Annotated in this window: 20 protein-coding genes; 15 read left to right on the forward strand and 5 right to left on the reverse strand. The window is 36.9% G+C overall.

Annotated elements, in window-relative coordinates:
• Positions 1-334 precede the first annotated feature (334 nt).
• The 3 genes from EZY12_25915 (at position 335) to EZY12_25925 (ending at position 2,272) form a co-directional block, all read left to right on the forward strand.
• Positions 335-700, forward strand: a complete 366-nt coding sequence (locus EZY12_25915) for a hypothetical protein (GenBank protein ID QSX68011.1) — start codon at positions 335-337, stop codon at positions 698-700.
• Between the two features lie 227 nt (positions 701-927).
• Positions 928-1,467, forward strand: coding sequence for a DNA starvation/stationary phase protection protein (locus EZY12_25920; GenBank protein ID QSX70840.1), 540 nt, complete (start codon positions 928-930; stop codon positions 1,465-1,467).
• A 37-nt stretch (positions 1,468-1,504) separates the two neighbouring features.
• Positions 1,505-2,272 carry a ChaB family protein gene (locus tag EZY12_25925; protein ID QSX68012.1) on the forward strand — a complete coding sequence of 256 codons (768 nt, stop codon included), beginning with the start codon at positions 1,505-1,507 and terminating at the stop codon, positions 2,270-2,272.
• 147 nt (positions 2,273-2,419) lie between these two features.
• Here EZY12_25925 and EZY12_25930 read toward each other — a convergent pair whose 3' ends face one another.
• Both EZY12_25930 and EZY12_25935 read right to left on the reverse strand, forming a co-directional pair.
• Complete coding sequence (locus EZY12_25930; GenBank protein QSX68013.1) at positions 2,420-3,202, reverse strand: Rpn family recombination-promoting nuclease/putative transposase; 783 nt, start codon at positions 3,200-3,202, stop codon at positions 2,420-2,422.
• 16 nt (positions 3,203-3,218) lie between these two features.
• The gene (locus EZY12_25935) at positions 3,219-6,404 is read right to left on the reverse strand and encodes an N-6 DNA methylase (protein ID QSX68014.1); all 3,186 of its coding nucleotides are present in this window, start codon (positions 6,402-6,404) and stop codon (positions 3,219-3,221) included.
• A gap of 238 nt (positions 6,405-6,642) precedes the next feature.
• On the opposite strand from EZY12_25935, the gene EZY12_25940 reads away from it, so the two are divergent.
• Positions 6,643-6,879: a type II toxin-antitoxin system HicB family antitoxin gene (locus tag EZY12_25940; protein ID QSX68015.1), complete on the forward strand. Its 237-nt coding sequence runs from the start codon at positions 6,643-6,645 to the stop codon at positions 6,877-6,879.
• Positions 6,876-7,100, forward strand: a complete 225-nt coding sequence (locus EZY12_25945; GenBank protein QSX68016.1) for a type II toxin-antitoxin system HicA family toxin — start codon at positions 6,876-6,878, stop codon at positions 7,098-7,100. Before EZY12_25940 ends, EZY12_25945 begins: the two co-directional genes overlap by 4 nt.
• A gap of 164 nt (positions 7,101-7,264) precedes the next feature.
• Here the strand turns inward: EZY12_25945 and dnaK are convergent, their stop codons facing one another.
• Positions 7,265-9,163: a molecular chaperone DnaK gene (gene dnaK, locus EZY12_25950; protein ID QSX68017.1), complete on the reverse strand. Its 1,899-nt coding sequence runs from the start codon at positions 9,161-9,163 to the stop codon at positions 7,265-7,267.
• Between the two features lie 463 nt (positions 9,164-9,626).
• Complete coding sequence (locus EZY12_25955) at positions 9,627-10,499, reverse strand: phosphodiester glycosidase family protein (protein QSX68018.1); 873 nt, start codon at positions 10,497-10,499, stop codon at positions 9,627-9,629.
• 188 nt (positions 10,500-10,687) lie between these two features.
• On the opposite strand from EZY12_25955, the gene EZY12_25960 reads away from it, so the two are divergent.
• The 3 genes from EZY12_25960 (at position 10,688) to EZY12_25970 (ending at position 14,630) form a co-directional block, all read left to right on the forward strand.
• Positions 10,688-11,272 (forward strand): rRNA large subunit pseudouridine synthase E, encoded by a 585-nt coding sequence (locus tag EZY12_25960; GenBank protein ID QSX68019.1) that lies wholly within the window; start codon positions 10,688-10,690, stop codon positions 11,270-11,272.
• Between the two features lie 153 nt (positions 11,273-11,425).
• Positions 11,426-13,339, forward strand: a complete 1,914-nt coding sequence (locus tag EZY12_25965; protein QSX68020.1) for a serine/threonine phosphatase — start codon at positions 11,426-11,428, stop codon at positions 13,337-13,339.
• A 34-nt stretch (positions 13,340-13,373) separates the two neighbouring features.
• Positions 13,374-14,630, forward strand: coding sequence for a protein kinase (locus EZY12_25970; GenBank protein QSX68021.1), 1,257 nt, complete (start codon positions 13,374-13,376; stop codon positions 14,628-14,630).
• A gap of 260 nt (positions 14,631-14,890) precedes the next feature.
• Here EZY12_25970 and EZY12_25975 read toward each other — a convergent pair whose 3' ends face one another.
• Complete coding sequence (locus tag EZY12_25975; protein ID QSX68022.1) at positions 14,891-15,109, reverse strand: DUF4327 family protein; 219 nt, start codon at positions 15,107-15,109, stop codon at positions 14,891-14,893.
• Positions 15,110-15,767: 658 nt separating this feature from the next.
• Between EZY12_25975 and EZY12_25980 the strand changes: the two genes are divergently transcribed.
• The 7 genes from EZY12_25980 to EZY12_26010 all read left to right on the forward strand — a co-directional run bounded on the left by EZY12_25980 (position 15,768) and on the right by EZY12_26010 (position 24,206).
• Positions 15,768-17,456 (forward strand): NAD-binding protein, encoded by a 1,689-nt coding sequence (locus tag EZY12_25980; protein ID QSX68023.1) that lies wholly within the window; start codon positions 15,768-15,770, stop codon positions 17,454-17,456.
• 401 nt (positions 17,457-17,857) lie between these two features.
• The gene (locus EZY12_25985) at positions 17,858-19,228 is read left to right on the forward strand and encodes an MATE family efflux transporter (GenBank protein QSX68024.1); all 1,371 of its coding nucleotides are present in this window, start codon (positions 17,858-17,860) and stop codon (positions 19,226-19,228) included.
• Entirely contained in the window at positions 19,206-20,156 is a 951-nt protein-coding gene (locus EZY12_25990; GenBank protein QSX68025.1) for an aldo/keto reductase family protein, read from the forward strand. The genes EZY12_25985 and EZY12_25990 overlap by 23 nt, the downstream gene beginning before the upstream one ends.
• Positions 20,157-20,477: 321 nt before the next feature.
• Positions 20,478-20,879: a four helix bundle protein gene (locus tag EZY12_25995; GenBank protein QSX68026.1), complete on the forward strand. Its 402-nt coding sequence runs from the start codon at positions 20,478-20,480 to the stop codon at positions 20,877-20,879.
• Between the two features lie 213 nt (positions 20,880-21,092).
• Positions 21,093-21,533, forward strand: coding sequence for a GtrA family protein (locus EZY12_26000; protein ID QSX68027.1), 441 nt, complete (start codon positions 21,093-21,095; stop codon positions 21,531-21,533).
• A 41-nt stretch (positions 21,534-21,574) separates the two neighbouring features.
• Entirely contained in the window at positions 21,575-22,333 is a 759-nt protein-coding gene (locus EZY12_26005; protein QSX68028.1) for a class I SAM-dependent methyltransferase, read from the forward strand.
• Entirely contained in the window at positions 22,323-24,206 is a 1,884-nt protein-coding gene (locus EZY12_26010) for a hypothetical protein (protein QSX68029.1), read from the forward strand. Before EZY12_26005 ends, EZY12_26010 begins: the two co-directional genes overlap by 11 nt.
• The last annotated feature ends 76 nt before the right edge of the window (positions 24,207-24,282 follow it).

Raw genomic sequence — 24,282 nt, forward strand, 5'->3', positions numbered from 1 at the left:
GAACTATCTGTCAATTCATAGAAGTTGAAAACGTAAACACAAAAATGGGCGTGCTTTTTTAATAGTGTCAGAATCAAGATCATTATAAATTAGAATCAGTTGATGTTCTACATAAATCCATTGATTAACGCACTTTTATCCGCGTTTATCTGCGTACCCTTCGGGAAGCAAGCTACATCCACGTTCCATTATTCTTATATTCTTTCCAAAGATTGATTTTTACATAAATTAACTAATTACAAATAAAAACCAATTATCTCTAAAGATTGATTCAATCAATGTTTAATTCAATTACCATGCAGTATTGAAGCAAGAAATAAACATAAAATATCAAATGAAAATTCTTGATTTTGCTATATCTAGATTACAGTTAGCATCCAGACTTTTATTTGTGGTCTTTGCCTGTGCCTTCCTATTTTTAACTACTGCTTTTCCGGCATTAGCTATCAGTAGTTATCAAAGTAACCCCAGGGAGGGAACAACACAACTATTAGAAACCCAACGCCAAACAGATAAAGCCGCTAAAGCTGCGCCGTTGGGACTGAAAGAAACTCAAGAAAAAACAAAAAAAGGACTTAATGAAGTTCAGGGAGATGCTGATATTGATAAAATGAAGAATCCCGAAAATTCACAACGTGCAACTTCAGCAACGGAGGAAGTAGAAGGCTTCTTGGAAAAAATTACAGGCAATAAAAAGTAAATATCATTTATAAAAGATAAGCACCATATCCCCATTTTCTTCAAGAATTTGGGGATATGAACGATTTTCACAGTCGGCTTGATTATAAAAGAAAATAATCAACATATTCCTAAATATATAAAAGTAATGAAACGTTAATCTTACCTTTGATTGATGTTAATTATATCAATATTAAGAAAACTTATATTAAGCTATTTACGTGCTAATCGGGATAAACAATTATGACCATACATAAAATAAACATTGGTTTGACAGAAGAACAGCGCCAGGGTGTCATGAATTTATTAAATCAAGATTTAGCAGATGCTTATGTACTGCTAGTGAAAACGAAAAAGTATCATTGGGATGTTGTCGGTCCTCAGTTTCGCACCCTGCACAAACTTTGGGAAGAACACTATCAAGAACTGACAAAAAATATTGATAAAATCGCGGAAAGGATTCGGACTTTGGGGTGTTATCCAACTGGCACAATGGAAGGATTTTTGAATCTTGCTACCCTCAAAGAACATAGCGGGGAAATTCCGACAGCAACGGGAATGGTAACTCAATTGGTGGAAGATCATGAGCAGGTTATTCGCAACTTAAGAAACCATATAGATCAGTGTAGTGAAGAATTTCATGATCAGGGTTCTGCTGACTTTTTAACTGGTTTGATGGAAAGACATGAAGAAATGGCTTGGATGTTGCGCTCATTTATTGAAGGAGAAGCAGTAGCACCAGATGGTAAAAAACAACCAGGAAAAACCAAAGTTCCGGTCGGTGTGTAATTGATAATTGTCCACACAAAATATGAGGATTAAAAAAGTGCCAGAAGTATATCAAGCAGAGCGTACCATCTCCGCCGTATTTAAAGAAGAGAAACAAATTGACAGTGTAATTCGGCGGTTACTAGATAGAAATGTTCCCAAAGATAATATTTCAGTAATGGGGCGAAATTTTCAGTCAGAAACGCGAATTTCTGGTTTTATTACGAAGCGAGATGTAATTTTAGGAGGTTTGCGAACAGGAGCAATTTTTGGTTCTTTGTTTGGTTCTTTCCTGAGTTTACTTACAGGTGTAGGTGTATTGTTTGTTCCCTTTGTTGGGCCAATTGTGGCAGCAGGTCCCATTGGGGCGATATTATTGGGGGCTGCAAGTGGAGCGCTCGCTGGTAGTGCTGGTGCAGGTTTAGTCTCAGTTCTCACGGCTTTGGGAATGTCAGAAGATAAAGCTACACTCTATCAAACCCGCTTAGAAGCTGGTGAATTTTTAGTCATGGTAGAAGTACCAAGCGATCGCACAGGTGAATTTCAATTAATCTTAGAAAGTGCAGGTGGTGAAGAAATTAATACAATTGGAAAAACACTACCTCACCCTTGTCCTGGAAAATGCAACAGTGCAGATGATTTATCTCCTGAAGTTCGCACCCATCTTTCCCCAGAAGCCCAGCGGGTATTCATGCAACGTTATAACACTGCACTAAATGAAAATATGGACGAACTTACATCTGAACAAATGGCTTGGGATGAAGTTCACAAGCGATTTGATGAAGATGAAAATGGAGTTTGGTCAAAAGAAAAAGTTTTGCGCTAGGAATATGCAAACAATAAATTGCACAATCTAGCAAAAAAATATTTACCCAGTCATTAATCTGGATAAATACTCTTGTGGTGCGGGCATCTTGCCCGCTATCTAGATATAGGAACAAGTTAATTGCCCCTATATATATTCATCAAATATCTATTTACTACTTTGCTTTTTGATTGCTTGTTTCACCACTTCGATATCTAACTCAAATATACGAGCAATTTGTTCTACAGTTAGCCCTTCATTTAACAGTCTAGGAATCGTTGTTAACTTAGTTTCTAACTCCGTCTCTTCTTTTACTTCTTGATAAAATCGGGTTTGCTGCCATTCTGTTAATCCAAACATTGCTTCTAACTCCTGACGGCTATAGGATGAAAATTTGTAAACCAGCATTCTTTCTACTAATTCTAAAAGATTTCGACTCTTGGCCGCATCTGCTTTTTCTACCAAATTGATCAAAGTTTTTGCTTGTTGGATAGCCTCATTTTCAGGCACAACTACTAATTTAATAATACCTAAACCAATTGAAGATGATGTATCGGTTAATTCATCTAAGTAAACGACATGAATTAGCCCAGCACTTAGTAAAGTTTGATATGCTAAGGGTATACCAGGATCAAGATCCCGATTTGCCCACAATACTACAGCTTGCCATGTTCTTTGAGGTTTATATTGGTTTAAGTAAAGAAATGCTTCTGTAATTAATCGCCAGTATAAATTATCATCGCTTTGAAATTGTACTTCCACAAAATAAATTGGGTCTTGTGGGTACTCTGGTTTTGGTAAAAATAAGCCATCTATCCGTCGGGCTAATTCTTTGATTTCCACAGAGGAAAATTCGTAGTGTAAGGCTAGTGTGGGGGGCTGTTCTAGCAGTTCAAATAACACACTGGGGAGATTTTGCAGTAATGTGTAAAATATCGTGTCTGTCTTCATATCTTGTTGCTAACTATTATTCTAACGGAAAACTGCCATATTTTTCAATAATTATATCAATATCTTCCATAATCTTAATCGTCTCTGATATGATAGAAATAATATTTTGATAATGATTAATATCATCAAAATTCAATTCTCTTCCTTTTCTATCTTTCAGCCATTTTTGACAAACTTGATAACCACCAATATAAAAATTCCATATTTGCGGAGGAACTTGATCAAAATATTGTTCAGAATTTATCCAAATTTGTTGATGATTTTCATTATATTTGACTTGTTCCACAATATCAGAACCAGGAATAGGATAAGTAGAAATTTCTGTTCCTGTTTCTTTCATTAAATGATATTTAACTAATTTATCACCTTTGATTACTAACTCCCAAAAAAGCGCGGAATTGGAAGTTAAGGGAACACGCGGAAAATCAATCTTTAAAAATTCGGCGTAACGTTGACGGTAGTTAGGAGAATGAAAGATAGCGTAAATGTAATTAAAAATATCCTCTGGTGCAAAGGTTTTAGTTTTATCTCCTTTTCCATCAGAAATAAATTCTAAACCTAGTTTTTGGGAAAATTCAGTAATAAATTCTGGGGATAAATTCGGTTTACGTCCTCCAGGTGCGTTAGTTGGTGGAGAATCAAATAAAGTTGGGGTATTTGTTGGGTAAAGATAAAGAGGGAAAATGTTTGTTCCACGATCATGAGAACAAGTTTTCATCTCAATTATATATTCGGTACAAAGTATATGAGAAAACGTTAAGCTAGTAATTTGACGAGTAGCTATTAAACCTAAGTTATCGCAATTAATTATATGCTGTATTACATCTTGTCGTGGTAATTCGACTACATCTTGATGGTGATAATATTCTCTAAAATCAAAAGGACGATATAAACATTTAGTAAAATATTTTTTCCACTCATTATTCTTAGATAAAGATTTTCTTGTATGATTTATTTGCCAATCTCTCGTATCTTTAAGATTATATTTTTCTTCAATTTCTTTATCCCTAATATCCAAATTCCTGAAATCTTCTATCCTTTTTTGTAAATCTCCTGAATCAAAACTGATGACAAAATGATCTCTGTGAGTTTTTACACCTGTAGAATTAGTTAACATAATTTCTGTTATTTTCCACCCCTGTTCATATTCTGGTAATAAATCGGTATTCTGAGGACTAAATAAATAAAATTCCTTTTGAGGATTTAAAATTTTCCAATCAGTTGAACTAATATCATTTTCCGATAACCAATGATATTTACCACCAACTAACTCTTTATTTTCATAAACCTCTCTCATACCCCATAAATCAGCATGATAAACAGATGCTAATTTTTGCTGACTATTTTCATATTTAATAAAAATACTAATTGCTACACCTTGCTGAATATCAAATACATTTTTATCCTGTGAACCGTCAGGACAAACTTCTTTTTTCTTACTATTACCATGTAAATCTAAAACATAAATTTCATCAAAAGTTTGCATCAAATTTTGACGCATACCTCGAAAAGTCGGATTATCTAAATAACCATGATTCGTAATTAAAGCCACAATACCATAACCAGTTTCCGAAACTCGATGTTGAGCAAAACGGATAAACTTTACATAATCATCTAATAATCCTTTCGGGTTTCTTTCTCCTAAAGGTTTCCCGTCCACTTGATAATAATCTCTAACTAATCCCACAATCCAAGGGTCAGTATTTATAGATTCATAAGAATAAGGAGGATTTCCTAAAATCACCATCACAGGAACATCTTGTTTTACATCCTTTGCTGCTTCTGCTTCATCTCGAATCCTATTCATAAAACCATCAGCAGCAGGAATCTGAAAAGCTTCTTGTAATGTATTAGTTAAATAAATCCTTAACCGCTCCTCAGAACTAAAATCATAACCCAATTCTTGCAACTGTAACCCCAGTTTCATGTGTGCTACAGTATAAGGTGCCATCAACAATTCAAACCCAAATAAACGGGGTAATAAATGTTGACTAACATAACTTGACCACATCCCTTTTTGAGATTTAAACTTATCATAAATAAAATCAATCACACTGTGCATAAAAGTCCCTGTTCCCACCGCAGGATCTAAAATCAAAACTTGATGGGTTTCTATAGTTCCTTCCCCTTTAGGATTAGGAATTTTAATTTTTTTAGAATCTGCTAAACCTTTACTAATATTAAACTTATGTTTGAGAATATAATCCACACTTTTAACAATATAATCAACCACAGGTTCAGGAGTATAATAAACCCCTCTTGATTCCCGCATTTTCGGATCATATTCTGCCAAAAACGTCTCATAAAAATGGACAACAGGATCTTCTCTGCGAGTCCGTTTACCAAAATCTTGGAGAATTTCTGCCATTTCCGTTTGTTGCAGAATATTCGCTAAATTATCCACAGCCCAACTAATTCTATCATCTAAATCAGGTCCGGCTATTTGTCCAAAAATACTCCTCAAAAATGGATTAGTTTTTGGTAATTTAAAAGCTGCTGTTTCCCGCGAAAAAGTATGAGGATTATCAGTATTACATCTGGCTGCAAATAATCCATAACAAATAGTTTGGGCGTACATATCTGCAAATTGTTCTACCGTCAAATCCTTAATTAATACTCGTTGAAATGACTCTAACTGCTGACGTAACATTCCCCCATTATCTACATCCTGTAAAGCACTTTTGATAGCATCTCTCATTAACTGCGCTAAACTAGCCATACGTTTAGCTAAATCCTTCGGTGTGGTGACTTGGGGAACTTTAGCTAATAAAAATTGCCGTAAAAGTTGGTCAACCTCTTGTATTCCTTCCTTATCAACTTTGATTTTTTTGTTTTTATCAATTGTTCCTAAAGAAGCAGATAATTTTAATTCTCCTTGAATATACCAACGAAATTCTAAATAATCAGTTAAAATCAAATTACCTAAAGCCTGAAAATAACGCCCCATTTGGGCAGTTTTTTCTACTTTCTTGAGAGAAATACCAATATCTTTAGCTTCAATATGTCCAACTTCCAAAATACCATTTTTCACCACAAAATCTGGCGCACCGCAAGCGATTCTTTTCGGTTCATTAATAGCTTGAATTTGAGAATCTAAAGAATCTATTAACTTCTTTAATGCTGGGCGATATGTATGTTCTGTGGCATTTTGTTGTTGATAAATTTGTGTAACTTCTTGGATGTAGGTTTGTAGATTATTCATATAATGTATAGGATTTGAAAACAATTTAGATTGAATTAAGTAATAAGTAACTTAACTTTAAAGGATTTTTGTAGGTTGGGTTGAACGATAGTGAAATCCAACAAATGCCCGTAAATGTTGGGTTTCGTTCCTCAACCCAACCTACGTATTTTCGTTTTTTAGCTTTAACCGAACAGTATTGACTAAGATATGATTAAGTTAGAATTGAATTCCCACCAGATCCAAGAGTAATATAATCATGGATAGACTAGAGTTTCCCGTAGAATACAGTTTTGATATTGATAGCAACATGGTAATTGCTACCATACCCCAACTCAATTATATTTCTTCCTTTGGTCAAGATTTTGCTGAAGCAGAAAAAAATGTTACTGAAGCAGTATTAGCTTATTTAGAAGCATTAGAAAAACAAGGTTTACCTATTCCCAAAATCAAGAAAAATTCTGGAACAGTTCTAATTGTCGAGTTAGTTTCATGAGTGATAAATTATCTGCTATTACTCCTAAAAAAGCATTACGTAAATTAAAGAAAGCCGGATTTATAGAAAATCATCAAAAAGGTAGTCATTTAGTTTTAGAACATTCCGATGGCAGAATGGTTGTATTACCAATGCACAGTAAAGATATTCCAATTGGCACATTACACGCTATTGTAATTCATCAAGCTAAATTGAGTTTAGAAGCATGGCAAAATCTCTAAAATGGGAGATCAAGGGGGTTGACATTTGCTTTTAAATTTGTTATCATAAAGTTGATAAGGAAGAACTATTTTAACCACCATAAAAAATACCCATCCAGTCATGGTGCTGGGTGGGTATTAATCAGTAGGGGCGGGGTTTCCCCGCCCTCAATAAGAATTTATGACTATTTGCTTTCAGTGAAATCAGCATCAATGACATCATCACCAGAGGGAGCAGAACCACCGCTTGGAGGTTCATTACCAGCAGCACCAGCATCACCACCAGCTTGTTGATAGATATTGCTACCAATCGCAAACAAAGCTTGTTGCAATTCTGGCATTAACTTCTCGATTTGAGCATCATTTTCTTGAGCAACAGCTTCTCGCACTTCCTTGATTAAACCTTCAACCTTAGTCTTATCAGCAGCGGGAACCTTATCACCCAACTCTTCCAACTGCTTTTCAGCTTGATAAGCTAAAGAATCAGCTTGGTTTTTGCGTTCAATCTTCTCACGACGTTCCTTATCAGAAGAAGCATTTTGTTCAGCTTCTCTAACCATGCGTTCTACATCATTCTTATCGAGAGTAGAAGCACCGGTAATACTGATAGATTGTTCCTTACCAGTCCCCTTATCCTTCGCCGCCACGTTGAGAATACCGTTAGCGTCAATATCAAAGGTCACTTCAATTTGAGGAACACCACGAGGAGCAGGAGGAATACCATCCAAACGGAAAGTTCCTAAACTCTTATTATCGTTAGCAAATTCTCTCTCACCTTGGAGAACATGAATTTCCACATTGCTTTGTCCGTCTACAGCCGTAGAGAAGACTTCTGATTTCTTAGTAGGAATTGTGGTGTTGCGAGGAATAATCTTAGTCATCACCCCACCCAAGGTTTCTACACCCAAGGATAATGGTGTTACGTCTAACAACAAGATACCTGTAACATCACCAGCCAAAACACCCGCTTGAATAGCCGCACCAACAGCTACAACTTCATCAGGGTTAACAGTTTGGTTAGGATCTTTACCTAACACCCGTTTGACCACATCTTGAACAGCGGGAATCCGGGTAGAACCACCAACGAGAACCACTTCATCAATATTGGTCTTATTTAATTTCGCACCTTTGAGCGCGTCTTCTACAGGAATGCGGCAACGGTCAATTAAATCAGAACAAAGTTCTTCAAACTTAGCGCGAGTGAGAGTTGTATCTAAATGCTTGGGACCCTCTTGGGTAGCGGTAATAAATGGCAGGTTAATTTCTGCCTGACTAACGCTAGAAAGTTCAATTTTAGCTTTTTCTGCCGCTTCAGTCAGTCGTTGTAAAGCTTGTTTATCTTTACGCAGGTCAATACCTTCGTCTTTTTTGAACTGTTCAGCTAAGAAATCAACGATTTTTTTATCAAAGTCGTCACCACCAAGGTGAGTATCACCGGATGTTGATAATACTTCAAATACACCGTCACCTACTTCTAGAACGGATACGTCGAAAGTACCACCACCCAAGTCAAATACCAGAATGGTTTCATTGCTCTTCTTATCAAAACCATAGGCTAGGGAAGCAGCAGTAGGTTCATTGATAATGCGGAGAACATCAATACCGGCGATTTTTCCAGCGTCTTTTGTCGCTTGGCGCTGAGAGTCATTGAAGTAAGCAGGAACGGTAATTACAGCTTGGGTAACAGTTTCACCCAGATATTTACTAGCATCTTCAACTAATTTGCGAAGAACTTTCGCTGAAATTTCTTCAGGAGCAAATTGTTTACCAGCACCGGGAGAATCTACCTTAACGTTACCGCCACTACTGAGAACTTTATAAGAAACTTCTGTAGCTTCATTGGTAATTTCCTCAAAACGACGACCAATAAAGCGTTTCACCGAATAAAAAGTATTTTCTGGGTTCATTACCGCTTGGCGTTTAGCGATTTGACCCACTAAATTGTCGCCATTTTTAGCAAACGCAACCACTGAGGGTGTTGTCCGAAAACCTTCCGCATTAGCGATAACAGTGGGTTTACCGCCTTCCATTACTGCCACGCAAGAGTTTGTCGTCCCTAAATCAATTCCAACTACTTTTGCCATTTTGGGTGTTTACTCCGTATAAAATTACTAAATGAATTCAGAGAGAATATAAAATTGCATTAACTAACTGCTAATAACAATCAGTTGGGTTAGGCTTTGCTGGGAATAAAATCTCCAACTTGGCTAATATCATAAAAACTCACTGGTAGCCATCCATGAAGGGTGGTTTACCGAACCGTTAGGGGAACGGTGAATTTTATAAATTATGTCTAGTGGTTTTATGGATGAATGTGCCTTCACATTGACTAATGTATGGGAATTAATACTTTCAGGAATTGGGGTGAACCGTAACTTTATAGTCGTATTTGCCGTCAAACCCTGTTGGGAATTAAAAATTAAGAATTAAAAATTAAAAATGATACTCCTTACTCCGTAATAAAGGCATTGGTGATTGGTGATTGGGAAACATAAGGTAGGGTGGGCAATGCCCACCAAAATTCATCTATTTTGAAGTTTGAATTTTTTAAGAAGCAGGTATACCAGAGCGTTCTCCTTGTTGAAACTTCAGCCATGCCTGTTCTAGAAATTTAGGGGCAGGATTAGTGGCATCATAAATAACAATTACATTAGTTAAAGGTCTACCAGCAGGAACTACAATATTAGTTTTGCTGGCTAAAGCTCTAGATGCTCCACCATCTAAATTCATAGCTTCGTAACAACCGATTGCTTTCATGGCTTCAGCCTCTTGCCGTAAAGAAAGATTAATTTCAAAGTTCGCTAGAATCAGTTTTGTGCGATCCTGAGTAAAACCAATGGCTGTTCGGGCGCTATTACCTAAAACATTGGGATCTTTAAACCCTTCAATACTGGGGTTTAGCCATATTTCCCCTTGTCGCAATAATCTCGGTCCACAAGTTAGAGAAAACCAATGTTTATGCCATTCTGGTTTGCCCTCTACTCTTGCTGTCACCATTTCTGGTTTGTTGCCAACTCCTAATCCCAAGGTAGTACCAAAGTTTTCCCAATGACTGTATTTGACAAATTTGCCCCCGGCTACCATATTACCCATAACTGTTTTTTGAGGATTTTTGGCAAAAAATGTGCCGTTAGCAACTACGGCAGCCTTATAACGCGCCACTAATTTACTAAATTCTTCATCACCACTGGTTTTTTGAATTGTGTTAGCAAAGGCGGCATTTTTGGCTAACCCCATTGTGATAAAAGTCTTTGGATCTGTGAGGTCAACTATGGTTTGATAAAAAGGGATACCATTAATTTGACTTTTGTTTACCTGTACAACTTGGGCATGACTAGGTAATGTTAGGGTTAACCCTTGTGCTAAGGTTGCTCCACCAAGAAATAAAAAGGATCTGCGGCTGATTTTGCTAATTGTCATAATAGATGTTTATCAAGTAGTCGAACAAAATTAAATTAATTCGTAAAGTCAGGGAACAGGGAACAGGGAACAGGGAACAGAGAACAGAAAAACAATGTGTGTCATTAATTATGTAGCTATAGATACAAGAGACGTTCACTCCTAACTCCTAACTCCTGACTCCTAACTCCTAACTCCTCCCATATTTTATGAATAATCGGTATATTATTTTTCACAAACCCTATGGCGTTTTAAGCCAATTTACCCAAGAAAGTCCTAAACATATTACTCTTAAAGAGTATATAGATGTTCCCGATGTTTATCCTGTAGGGCGTTTAGATTGGGATAGTGAAGGGTTGCTGTTATTAACAAATGATGGACAGTTGCAACATCGTCTGGCACATCCGCGTTTTGGTCATCAACGTACCTATTGGGCGCAGGTAGAACGTATCCCCGACGTTGATGCAATTCATAAGCTACAAACTGGGGTAGAAATTCAAGATTACCGGACTCGTCCTGCTCAAGTTAGGTTATTGTTAGAAGAACCATCGGTAGTCCAACGCATTCCACCCATTAGATTTCGGAAAAGTATTCCCACGGCTTGGTTAGAAATGACTCTGACTGAAGGTAAAAATCGCCAAGTCCGTCGGATGACGGCTACTGTGGGTTTTCCAACTTTGCGGTTAATCAGAGTCAGTATTGGTAATATTCAATTACACGATTTAGCACCAGGACAATGGCGAGAACTCAATCTCTTAGAAGTTACAAGGCTGAATTATGCGCCGGAGAGCTAAGTTAATGTACTGTAGTATCAGTATAGCGTAGAGTGTCAACTATGCCATCCAATTCCCATGTTACACAATTTTAATTCAGTCAGCTAATTGTGGCACTTGTAAATATTAATGACTAGAAAAGCACCTTAGCAGGAAAATCAAGGAAGTCCCACTATGCTGATCTGCCCCCAGTGTAAATTTGAAAACTCTAATAGTAATAAGTTTTGTCAAAGCTGTGGTATATCCCTAGCTCATAAAATCTGTCCTGAATGCAGTAATGATGTAGCTCTAAATGCACAATATTGTCATAAATGTGGTGCAGAATCTGGACCAGTTTGGTATGCTCTCATTACTCAGGTAGTACATAAGGTAGTTTCTGTTATGGCGGAAACTGCGGAATTCAGCCAAAATTTAGAAAATATAGCAAATGGGGGCGGTGATTCTGGTCTGTTCTCCAAGTTTGTTTTAGATTCTTATTTAGATTTCCAGCAGCGTTATCGTTTATTGGCATCTCCACTAACTCCAGAAGTGATTGGGAATCATAGTGAGATAAAAGTCAGGGTTTTAGATTGCCAACCTTACGAAATATCACTAATTGGGGCAATGCTTCTGTCTGAAACCAAGATGAATACGACTACAATTCCGGATCTAGCACAAGCTTATCTAAAATTGCAGATGGAGATGCACTTAGGAATACCCAAAATTCATGATGCTTGGCAGCAAGATCATCTTCAAGTAATCTTGTTGGCAGATAGATCCAATTGGCCAATGTTGCTTGATGTTTGGCAAAGAGACACAACCAGTACATTGGAAATTTTAGATTGGTTGTATCAGATGACTCAACTTTGGGAGTTGCTAGAAGGTGTGAGTTGTCGCCAAAGTTTGTTAGAGTTGTCAAATTTGCGGTTGGATGAAGACCAATCCGTGGTACTACAAAGGTTATATGTAGAGCCATTAATTACGGAATTACCACAAGATAAACAACAAACTTTAACTCTCAAAAGTTTGGGTCAGATGTGGCAAACTTTGTTCACAGAATCCCAACGCACTCAATTTGGCTATGTGCTACAGGTATTGGCGGATATAGAATCTGGGCATATTCAAACTCTGACACAGTTGCTATCACACTTAGAAAAAATAGCCACAGAAATAGAAGCAGTCTCTACTCAGGAAAAACCCAATTTTTCTGCAACTATCTTGCAACCAGGTAGTAAAATAGAAACCAAACATGATGATGCCCCAACTATGGTTCTATCCACATTCCTAAGTAGTTTGGAATATGCAGCATATACTAATGTTGGTCGTCAACGAGATCACAATGAAGACTATTTTGGTGTTGATAGTAAAGTCCACAAGCTAGAATTACCAAGAGATAGCACGGTGACAGCACAAGGTTTGTATATTCTTTGTGATGGTATGGGTGGTCATGCTGGAGGTGAAGTAGCCAGTGAATTAGCTGTGAAGACTATCCGTAAATATTTCCAAGAAACCTGGGTAGATACAGAATTACCTCGGAAGGAATCTATTCGTCATGCCGTTTACTTAGCTAATCAAGCTATTTATGAGCTTAATCAAAAGGAAGCTCGTTCCGGTATTGGTCGCATGGGTACTACTTTGGTCATGCTGTTACTTCAGAATAATCAAGCTGCAATTGCTCATGTGGGAGATAGTCGTCTTTATTGCCTGACTCGCAAGCAAGAACTAGAACAAATAACTATAGATCATGAAGTTGGTCAAAGAGAAATTGCTAGGGGTATAGAACCCAGTATCGCCTATGGACGTGCAGATGCTTACCAACTTACCCAAGCATTAGGTCCACGCAATGAAAATTTCCTTCATCCTGATGTGGAATTCTTTGATATTGATGAAGATATGCTTTTGATATTAGTATCAGATGGTTTATCAGATAATGACTGCCTAGAGACTCATTGGCAAACTCATCTTCAACCTTTACTGAGTTCTGCTAGTAACTTAGAAGTGGGTATTCAAAATTTAATTGAATTGGGCAATGAACATAACGGTCATGACAATCTTACAGCTATACTAGTACGAGTAAAAGTCCGGCCATCTCAGCAAAGTTGCTTCTAAAATTAGTTTTTGATCTTAAATTTTAGGTTGTATTGTGATTACTCTGACCCTATTAGAAAAAGCACAAAAAATACCGCTCAAACAGTGGTGCTTTGAGGGTTCTACCGTCATTCGCATCGGTCGGGCGGTAGATAATCACGTTATTTTGGCTGACAATTTAGTTTCTCGGTATCATTTAGAACTGAAATTAGTTACTAATGCCAGAGGAGATGATTGGGAATTAATTAGTCAAGGGACTAATGGCACTTTCCTCAATGGCTCGTTAGTTTCTAAATGTATCGTTGCTGATAATTCTTTACTGCAATTAGCTCAGGGTGGTCCTGTTCTCAAGGTACAAATTCAGGAATCATCTCCTCTAATTACCCAATCCTCACGGTCAGAGGGTGATGAAATTAGTTCAAAGATGATACCAGAACACTCCAGCACTAGTTGTACTCATGAAGGGAATCATCCCCAGAATGTATTTTGTGTTCACTGTGGTCAACCTGTTTTGGTACAAAAGACTATTCGCCATTATCAGGTATTACGCACTTTAGGCAAGGGTGGTATGGGTACTACCTATTTAGCTTGTGATGGTGCAAGTAAACTTACTGAAGTACCACAATTACTAGTCATCAAACAGATGAATGCTGACATGGTGAAAATTCCCAAGGCTCAAGAGTTATTCATTCGGGAAGCTAGTATTCTCAAGCATCTTAATCATGCTGGAGTTCCCAAATATTATGACTTTTTTGTAGAAGATGGTAAAAAATACTTGGCCATGGAATTAATTCACGGACAGGATTTAGACAAACGAATTCGCTCAACCGGACCTGTAACACCAAAACAGGCGATCGCTTGGATGGTGCAAACTTGTGATATTCTCGATTATCTTCATCACCAACAAACACCACTAATTCACCGGGATATTAAGCCGGCTAATTTAATGGTGCGGAGTGGTAATAATAGTATTGTGGTTTTGGATTTTGGTGCTGTTAAGGAAATTGGCACGAAACCAGGGACAAGAATCGGTGCAGAGGGTTTTTGCGCCCCTGAACAGGAACGGGGACAACCTCTTACCCAATCTGATTTGTATGCTATTGGTCCGACCTTGATTTTTTTATTAACTGGGGAAAATCCTTTAAAATTTTATCGGCAAAGGGGACGCAATTTTCGTTTTGAGATCAAAGGTATCCCGACAATTACTGATCAATTGAGACAGGTAATTGATTGTGTGACAGAACCTTTACCACGCGATCGCTATCATACTGCAAAAGAATTAGCTCAGGCATTAATGTCAGTCCGCAGTTAGCAAAATCTGGTTAGCGGTTAAGTTCAATTCAGGAAAAATATGGGAAGTTATTTGCTCATAACTTACTTACATTTATCAAAACCCTTGGTTAAGATAAGATACTGAATCCGAGATCATTATTGTGCTAAATCCATAACAGAATTATGGCGGAATTTCACCTACCATAAAAACAAGGACAAAGTTTTACCCTTGCTATTATAGGTGAAAGTAGGTTTATTCACGCCAATCTGTGCTAAAGATAGCCGATATAATTTAGATATTTAATCGTCATCCCAGTTTTCTACCGCCAGTAAATCGCTAATTGGATCTTGGGTGCTAAATCCAAAGTCTAGCAACTCTTGTTTCCAATGCTGCCATTCATCGCCGTAGAGTAAGGCAATTTTCCAAATTTTATCATTGGGTTTGATAATATTGGATTCTACGAGTGATTGCACGTTGCGCTGCAATTTCACCATTGGGTGAATTAATTGCTGAATCATAACCTCGGTGTATTTCAGATTTTGGTGTGTAAATTCTTGATTAAAACAGCTTTCCGTTGGCAATTATTACCTGTGCGTAGAGCAATTATGGTTTTGCAAAGCTAGTTCTAACTTCTTTACTATACCATAACTAACAATAGTAAGTTGCTTGGGAATTCGGTTTTGTTCGGTAATTACCACTACTAACCGCTATTGATGCTGAACAGTGGTGGCAAAATGCAGTTTACAAGGTTTTTAGGCTTGCCATCGCTATCATAACGCAACTAGAGAAGATTGACACAAATTTCTCAATTTTAATTTTGCGATTTTATTGCAAAGTGCTTATATCTAAAACATATAATATTGATACAAGTTAATGCATATAGTATTCATCTGGCAAGTTAAGACAGACAGTGATCATATAGCGGTATGCCTCAAGTTCTTTTTTTACGAACCGCAGAGGGAGGAAAAATTTATACTGTTCTTTTATGAACCTGCCGTTATGATCATGTTTAATTTTTAATTGCTATTAAGTGAATATCGTCTGTTTAGTTACAGTTATGATTTGACAAATTAAGTAAAAATAAAGATTCATAATTCAATTCTGACTCGGTGACTTCTGAATTCTTTCTTGATAACTGATATGTAGCCTTTTATATAAATATTATGTTGCGGTTTTATGAAACCTCGAATTATTGTTTGTGGACTAGGAAGAACTGGATATAAAATTTTTCGCTTACTCAGACAACAAGGGGCTTTAGTAGTAGGTATTCATCGCAAACCCGTTTCTGGTGAAACTGCGGCGAATGTCATTGTTGGTGAGTTACAAGCAGCTTCTACTTTGCAAGCAGCGGGAATTGCAGAGGCACATACTTTGGTAATTGCAACTTCTGATGATGCGGTAAATTTGTCAATTATGATGCAAGCACGGGTACTTAATCCCCAAATTCGGATTATTAATCGTTTTTATAATACGAATTTAGGTGAACGTCTTGATCAAACCTTATCAAATCATTTAAGTATGAGTGTTGTGGGTTTAGCAGCCCCAGTATTTACTTTTGCTGCTTTAGGAAATAAAGCTATTGGCCAAATTAAATTACTTGAACAAATTTGGCCAATTCAAGAAGAATATATTCACGAAAATCATCCTTGGAAAGGCAGAAAAATCAGCGATTTATGGGAAGATCCCACGCGGATGCTGATTTATTATGTAGCTGTGGAAGGAAAACTAAATTTAGTGTCTGCGGTACTATTAGAACAACAATTAAGAGTAGGTGATCGCTTAATTATTGGTACTCAACCCCGCATTCGTCCACAACGTAAATCATTAGTCAGAAAACTTCTCAAAGTCTTTGCCAATATTCGGGAGTTTCAGAAACACGCCCAATCAGTTGTCGGGATGGCGATCGCTTTATTCGTAATTATTTTACTATCTACATTTACATATCTTGCTAGTAAACATAGTATCTCTTTTATTGATGCTTTATATTTCGCTGTGGGGATGATTACCGGGGCTGGTGGTAATGATAAAGTTGTCGAAAATGCACCTGATAGCATTAAATTATTTACCGTTGTGATTATGCTCGTTGGGGCGGCAGTAATTGGGATTTGGTACGCTATGCTGACGGACTTTATCCTGGGTAGTCGCTTAAAACAATTTTTGGATGCTGCGAGAATTCCTCAACATCATCATTATATTGTTTGTGGTTTAAGTGGTATCGGCATTAGAATTGTTCAACAACTACATCTGAGTGGCCATGAAGTGGTAGTAATTGAAACAGATGCTAATAATAGATATGTGACTACTGCTAGAAGCATGAGTATTCCTGTGATACTTGCTGATGCCAGTTTTCGCGCTACTTTACAAGCTAGTAATATCAACACCGCTACCGCAGTTTTAGCTGTCACTGGTAATGATGCGACTAATTTGGAAATTGCCCTCAAAGCTAAGGCTTTAGCCCCAAAAATTCCTGTAATTGTCAACTATGCTGATCCCGATTTTGCTAGTATGGCACAGCAAGTATTTGACTTTGAAGCTGTATTTAGCCCTGCTGAACTCGCTGCTCCTGCTTTCGCTGCGGCTGCTCTCGGTGGTAGGATTATCGGTAATGGCATTATTGCTGATAATTTATGGGTAGCTTTTGCAACTACAATTACACCAATCCACCCTTTTTGTGATGAGTGGGTGAAAGATGTGGCTAAGTTTGCGGATTTTGTGCCTTTGTACGTGGAAATTAACCACGAAATTGTCCAAGGCTGGGATTTATTAGAAACTATTCTCACCCCTGGAGATGTTCTCTATTTAACTATGCCTGCTAACAGGTTAAATCAGTTATGGCGGGAAGAAGGAAAAGGCATTGGAGTGTGAATTACTGACTCCAAGCCTAGAGGCAGCGACCCTTGGTGGTACGTAATTTATTGACATCTCGTGTTTTTAAACTACTTCCTTCATATCACATAAAATGTCTAATATGTTGAATATGTCTAGCAAATTATTGTCCTATCTTTAACTCCTAGTTGCCTAAGTTTGAGGGTAATGAACAGACTATTTGCCATGCTTAGATTTAAATTTAGGAAATCCAGCACAGCACTTTACCACAATACATATTTGTGATAAAGTACCGAAATAAAATAATTGGGAATTATTCATCCATCCAAAATTTGTTTTTACTGTTGGTTTAAAATCAGTTCCAGATCCAATCCTCATTCCCCGCTCACAATCCCCACTTTATGAGTACATTTAGGGTGGGGAATTCCGCGATATGTTAAATGAATACCAAATTTTTTTCTCAATACGATTTTCTATATCGTTTTATAAAAGCTGCTACTGTCAACGCAGCGTCAAACATGATGATTCCCTTGGCAGGTGCAATTAGCGTAGCTTTCATGGGACATTTACCCAATATTAATTATTTAGCAGGGGTAGCATTAGGCGCGATTTTGTTTAGTTTTCTCTACGAAAGTTGTTCTTTCATCAAGTCAGGAACAACGGTTATGACATCTCAAGCAGTCGGTAGAGATGACAGAGAAGCAATGCTTTTAGCAGGGCTACAAAATGGTTTAATCGCTTTAGGATTAGGTCTACTTTTCCTGCTGTTGCAATATCCCCTAGGTAAGCTAGGCTTTATGTTATTGAGTGCTACAACTGATGTAAAACTTGCCGGAATTGCTTATTTTAATAGCCGGATTTGGGGAGCGCCTGCGGCTTTAGTTAACTTAGTCTTAATAGGATGGTTGCTGGCCAGAGAAAAAAATCGTCAAGTTTGGTTACTAACTATCATTGGTAATGTTGCTAATGTTGTTCTGGATTACCTTCTTATTATCCTTTGGGATTGGTCAAGTATGGGTGCGGGATTGTCCCAAGCTATCAGCCAATATCTAACTTTATTTGTAGGAATGGTAATGATTAGCCGTGAAGTTTCCTACCAAGAAATTGCTAATTTAATAGCAAAAGTTTGCAATTTTTCGGCTTTAAAAGCTATTTTTGTGATCAATGGTAATCTCTCTGTGAGGTCTACAGTTATAGTATCTATTTTTGTCCTGTTCACTGCTTTTAGCTCTACACTGGGAACCGATGTTTTGGCAGAAAATGTTTTACTGCTGCAAATAGTCGCATTGAGTATGTATATGTGTGATGGCGTAGAATATGCCACCGTAACTTTAACTGGTAACTTTCAAGGTCAAGAAGCAAAACATAAATTTGTGCCACTTTTGCAAATTGCCTTAGTTATTAATTTAGCGATCACTTTAGTAATTGGTTTGCTGGCTATCTTGTTTCCTGACCCTATATTTCAGATATTCACTAATCATGCTGAATTAATAGCAACAATTAAAGTTTATATCCCTTGGGTAATCCTGGTTATAGTTGGATCTGGATTTGCTTATATTCTTGATGGATATTTCGCCGGTTTGGGTGAGGGAACTATTATTCGGAATACTTATTTGATCAGTGGCTCTCTGGGATTTATTTCTCTAACTTTATCAACATTTTATTTTCATAGTAATCATGGTTTATGGTTATCTTTATCCATATTTATGATATCTTCTGCTTTAATTCTGGGAATACAAATACCCATGACTTTGCCATCAAATGAAGATAAGGAAGCTGTAACAACGAATGAAATACAGACAATTGGGTAATAGCAAACTACATATTTCTGAAATTAGTCTTGGTTCTTGGGGCGTTGATGAAGGTGTAGCTAAGGAAAATGCCAAGGCTTGTATTTACAAAGCCCTTGATCTGGGAATTAACTTCATTGATACTTCTAATTCTTACGCTGCCGGTGGTGCTGAGTCATTTTTAGGGGAAGTATTAACAGGAATTGAGCGATCATCTTATCTCTTAGCTACCAAGGTCTTCTATCCCACTTCACCCACTGATCAAGGATTATCAGCAGCCCAGATTAAAAAACAAATTGATGCTTCCTTAAAGCGATTGCGTACCGATTATGTTGACCTGTATCAATGCCATAACTACGATCTCAATACACCCTTAGAGGAAACCATGACAGCACTGACTGAGGTGGTACGTCAGGGAAAAGCTCGTTATATCGGCTTTAGTTGCTGGAGTTCTGAGCAAATTCAAGCCGCGTTTAATATTGCTGATGTGGAATATTTTGTTTCTAGTCAACCTCAGTATTCTCTACTGTGGCGCGAACCAGAAACGGCAGTTTTTCCACTGTGTGCAGCTAATGGCGTTGGTCAAATTGTTTGGTCGCCATTAGCTCAAGGTGTACTTACGGGCAAATACCAGCCAGGACAAGTTCCACCTGAGAATTCTCGCGCTGCTAATGCCAAAATGAATTGGTATATGCTGGAGGAGTTGTTTAGCGATCGCATTCTCACAGCAGTACAAAAACTCAAACCCATTGCTGAAGATTTGGGCTTGACTATGGCACAGTTAGCTCTGGCTTGGGTACTCCGTTCTGAATACGTATCTTCAGCCATTATCGGGGCTAGTCGTCCTCAACAAATTATTGATAATGCTACAGCATCAGGAGTAAAACTGAATACAGAGGTATTAGCAACAATTGACCAAATACTAATACAGCACTTCCTGCTATTATGAGGTATATCATAACCCCCTCATCGCTTGCCTACGGTGTACACACAAGTGATCTAATTATCCAAAAAAAGCCCTGGCGACTAGAAGTCGCGGAACCACACAAACAAAGTCCACCTCCGTGGACTAAGAAAAACTATTTGTTTTCAACCCACGCAGGTGGGTTTTGCCTGTGTAGATGAGGTTTCTAACCGCCGATTTAATATTAATAAGACTTGTGTGTACACCGTAGCATTGCTTGCGAGGAGGGGGTTGGGGGCTGACAGGTGTAGGTTTTTTACATTGAGATTTATAATAGGGGCCAGACTTGGCAGACAAGGAGGGAAAGTGGACAAGGAAGAAGAACAAAGAAGAATTAAAACCCATGAAGATTTAGTGATATATCAAAAAGCGTTTAATGCAGCGATGAAAATCTTTGAGTTATCAAAACAGTTTCCGGTGGAAGAAAGATATTCACTGACTGACCAAATACGTCGTTCCTCCCGTTCAGTTTGTGCAAATTTCGCAGAGGCGTGGAGAAAAAGAAGATATCAAGCATCATTTATAGCTAAATTGAATGACTGTGAATCAGAAGCAGCAGAAACTCAAGTGTGGCTGAAATTTGCCGTAAAATGTCAATATATTTCTGTAGAGGAAGGAAGGGATTTATATAGTACATATAATCAAGTTTTAAGTGGATTAGTAAAAATGATTAATCATCCAGAAAGTTGGCTAATTGGTAACAAGTGATTATTGCTGCCACAGGGAACATATCGAGCAGAATTTTCCGGTTCTTTCTCTTCAAACTCCCTTGTCTACTTTCCTTCCTTGTCTTCCAAGTCCTGCCTTCACCCAATTGTAAAAAACCTACACCTGTCAGGGGGGTTGGGGGTGGGGTTCATGTACCTCACTCAATCAAAAACCGCTGTATCAGTTATTCGCTAGTAAGGAAAGTATTTATCAATGCAACTTAATCCATTTTTTCAAAAAGTTTTTAAATTTCTGATCGGTGGCGGTATCACCACCTGTTTTAATTTATTATTGATTTTTCTGCTAGTTGATTGGTGGGGATGGAATACTCCTTTATTGCACAATATAGCCAATGCTATTTCCATTGAACTCTCTGTATTATTAAGTTTTTTCATTTATCGCATTTGGGTATGGACTGATGGCGAATGGAATATTAAAGAAGTTTTATTTAAACAACTTCCTCTGTTTCATTTAGCAGCAGGAAGTGCAGTAGTTGTGCGAATTTTTTTCCTATTTCCCCTGCTAGATTATTTGAGTATTGATTTTATACTGAATACCTTGGCTGGAGGTTTATTTGGAGCAGGAATCAATTATATTATGAGCGATCGCCTGGTTTTTAAAAGTAACAATGATCAACAAACAGACTTAATATAACTTTTGAACAAATCGTTAACATCTATCAGGTATTAATACAAATGGAATCTCAAATGTACCAGGAAATGATGGAAGTCGAAGACAAACATTGGTGGTTTGTGGCCCGACGATCAATCATTGAACAAGTTATTAAAAAGTTGAATTTACCCGCAAATGCAGAAATATTTGAAGCGGGTTGTGGAACTGGAGGTAACTTAGCTATGCTTAGTCATCATGGAAAAGTCTATGGTATGGAGTTAGATGAAACAGCACAAAATTTTGCTAATGACCTGAAAATAGGAGAAATTCAGCCCGGTTTTTTACCAAATAATATTCCATTTCCTGAACAAAAGTTCGACCTCATAGTATTATTAGATGTCTTGGAACATCTGGAAGAAGATACTGCATCTTTGCAAGCTTTGTCTGCAAAACTGAAGCCGTCTGGATGGTTGTTAATTACTGTTCCTGCTTATCCTTGGCTTTGGTCTAAACATGATGAGCTTCTTCATCATCAACGGAGATATTTACTCAATAACTTGCGGCAAATTGTTGGTAGTGCTGACTATAATATAAATTTCGCCAGTTATTTTAATTCTGTATTATTTCCTGTAATTGCAGTTGCTCTCCTATTACAAAAACTATTTAATAAAGGAGGTAATGAACAAAATATACCACCGAAGTTAATTAATCAAATCTTAACCTTCCTGTTTGGAATTGAGCGTTATTTGATAGGACGTTTATCTATCCCCTTTGGTGTATCAATCTTACTCTTAGCGCAAAAAAATGAAATAGTATCTGTAGGGTGCGTTAATGAAATGTAACGCACCATTAATCAAATTTACTCAAAATCAATCAGGGAATTATTTATTTATGGTATTACCAAATCAGTTAGTTAGAAATATTGTAATTTTAGCCATTATTACTTTTATCGCTCATTTTTGGCATTATCAAAACTTAGGATTATATGAAGATGATTATTTTTTAATCGCTCAACCAATGTCCATGAACTTTCATGATTTTGGTGATTTCTTTAAATGGCATATTCTTCATTATGATGCTACAGAAGGTCGTCCTTTACTCTACATTATTGAGTTTTCAGTGGGTTTTTTAGGTAAATTAATTGGAAATTTCCAATCTCTTTATTTAATCAATTATTTAGTTCTTTTAATCAACAATATTCTAGTATATCTATTTCTCAGTTCTCTTTGGAGACAACCCATTTTTATCATCACGGGAACTCTAGCTTTTACTCTATTTCCAGCAGACACTAATCATGCCTATTTAACTCATATATTTCTATATTCATCTTTTACATTTCTATTGTTAGCTTTTCTCTCCTATTTATCTGGTAGACAATTATTATCATACTTACTGATTTTCGCATCTCTTTTATGTTACGAAACAATGTTACCTCTATTTATTACCGCTCCATTATTTAAAAATCAGTGGAACAAAAACTTAGTTAAGGAAATGCTCAGACATACTCTAATTTTAGCAGCTATGTTAGGGACGATTGCAATTATACGCAAGATAACAGGTGAAGCTAGAGTTGATGGTTTAGATATTATCAAACTTATGCTGATTCCCATTCGCCAAATGCTAATCGGACCCTTTGTGAGTTTAAGTATGTTTTTCTATCGTCCTGCTCAAACTCTGCTAAATTTGAAAGGAGAATTATTAGTTTTTATACCTCTATGTATTTTAGGTTTTACATTACTTTTGTCTAATCTAAAAATTGAAGCAGAAGACAATAAAACTGAAGATGATTTGCCTATTTTATCACCGATTAAAAAGTTAGCATTTTTGGGGTTAGCGTTATTAATTTTATCTTATCCTTTATTTTTTACCGTTGCAGCCACTGAAATTAATGGCCGTAATTCGCGGGTTCATATGACAGCAGCATTAGGAGCTTCAATCCTCATTGGTTTGTTCTGTTATCTAATTATTAATCTCTGCCATAATAATAACTTGGCAAAAAATCTCGCTAATACAAGTTTAGCTGTATTGTTCTCCTTAATATTAGGATTTGGCTTAATCGTACAGCAAGAAAATCAGAAAACCTGGGAATACCAACGAGCTTTTTGGACTGATATTGTACATCTTGCTCCAGATATTGAACCAGACACAATAATTTTAGTTGATAGCCCTCATTTAAACACTGGGAAACATCTACACTCTTTTATTGAGTGGGGTGTACCTATGACATTGAGACAAATTTATCAATTTCCAAAAACATGGGAACGTCTGGATGAATTACCTCAAAGTGAAGATAAACCTAGATGGTATTTTTGGCAGAAGTACACACTTTATCCTAAAGTATATAGGTTGAGTGTTAACTGGCAGGACACAATAGTAAATCAAGGTAAATTTGATTTTAACCCTAATAGCAAAGCATTTGATTATTTTCTACAATGGGAATTACCTCGCCTTATTGACAGTCATAATATTATTTTGTTGCAGGAACAGAATGGAAAATTATTCCGTAGAACTGAGCCTTTGAAAATTGCCAATCAAATCTTTAATTTTAAACCCATTTCTGAGTCAACACTTGATTTTGAAAAAGGTGCTTTATATAGTTCCTTGATTAAACCAGATGATGAACTTTCTCCTAGTTATTTTGATAGTAAGATTGTGCTGACTCCCAAAGAAAAGAAATTAGAAGAATTGGGAATAACAACAAATTTTTTGAATTGATGTTGTTATAGAAATTTATTAAAAGTGGGAAATCAATATGACCAAAGAAACAATAATTATGCTAAATTAATAGAAA

This window comes from Dolichospermum sp. DET69 (assembly GCA_017355425.1).
Lineage (GTDB): Bacteria > Cyanobacteriota > Cyanobacteriia > Cyanobacteriales > Nostocaceae > Dolichospermum.